This is a genomic window from Moorena sp. SIO3H5 (assembly GCF_010692395.1).
Lineage (GTDB): Bacteria > Cyanobacteriota > Cyanobacteriia > Cyanobacteriales > Coleofasciculaceae > Moorena.
Genome location: NZ_JAAHHS010000817.1, coordinates 1 through 1,050 on the forward strand (window position 1 = coordinate 1; position 1,050 = coordinate 1,050).

Below are 1,050 nucleotides of genomic sequence, written 5' to 3' on the forward strand. Positions count from 1 at the left end.
TCCTAGCCCGTAGCCCTATAATTGGTATTATAGCAGTCGAAGCAAAGATTAGGACATAATAGAGAAAAATTATCTAGGAAAGATTATGCCTTCTCCTTATAGCTATGACTTAAGACAAAAAGTTATTAAGGCCATTGATGGTGGGATGAGTAAAACTTTAAATAGTTCTATATTTAAGATTAGTCGTAATACCATCAATACTTGGTTACATAGAAGAAGAGAAACTGGGGATATAAAAGCAAAAACAGGTTATCAAAAAGGATATAATCGCAAAATACCAGACTTAGAACAATTCAGAAAATTTGCCCAGATTAATGGCAGTAAAACTCAAAAAGAAATGGCTGAGGAATGGCCAGATAAGGTAAGCGATCGCACTATAAGTAAAGCCTTAAAAAAAATTGGTTATACAAGAAAAAAAAACTTACGGTTACAGAGAAAGAGATGAAGACAAAAGAAAAAAATTTCTGGCCAAAATTCGCGATAAAAGACCGGAACAGCTGGTGTATATAGATGAATCAGGTATGGATAATAGAGAAGATTATGGTTATGGATGGAATGAATTGGGAAAAAGATATTACGATTTAAAGTCAGGAAAAAGAAGTCTAAGGGTAAGTATTATAAGTGGTTTGTGTGAAGGAAAATTAGTTGCTCCATTAACATTTGAAGGCTCTTGTAACCGTGTAGTTTTTGAAAAATGGTTGGGAGAAAAATTGTTGCCACAATTAAAAACAGGACAATTAGTAATATTAGACAATGCAAGTTTTCATAAATCCCAAAAAGTTAGAGAATTAATAGAATCAGTGAATTGTGAACTTGAATATTTACCACCATATTCTCCTGACTTAAATGAAATAGAACATTATTGGTTTCCAATTAAAAACCGAGTCAGAAAGTCAGAAGGAACAATAGAAAATTTTCGAGATAGAGTTGATTATGCTGTTAAGTTAACGTCCTAACCTTTGCTTCGATTGCTATATTTAATTGTTTAATTATTAATTATTTCGGTAAGGTGTAAGGTAGAAGATTGAAGTATGAAGGAGGAAGGTGGAA

The 1,050-nt window shown here is 32.3% G+C and carries 1 protein-coding gene; it reads left to right on the forward strand.

Annotation, left to right across the window (positions count from 1 at the left end; all coding sequences use genetic code 11):
- Positions 1 to 85: 85 nt before the first annotated feature.
- Positions 86 to 956, forward strand: a protein-coding gene (locus tag F6K52_RS36735) for an IS630 family transposase (RefSeq protein ID WP_293090218.1) whose coding sequence is annotated in 2 segments (ribosomal slippage) — positions 86 to 391 and positions 393 to 956 — 870 coding nt in all. Because the reading frame shifts where the segments join, the coding sequence is not laid out codon by codon here.
- The last annotated feature ends 94 nt before the right edge of the window (positions 957 to 1,050 follow it).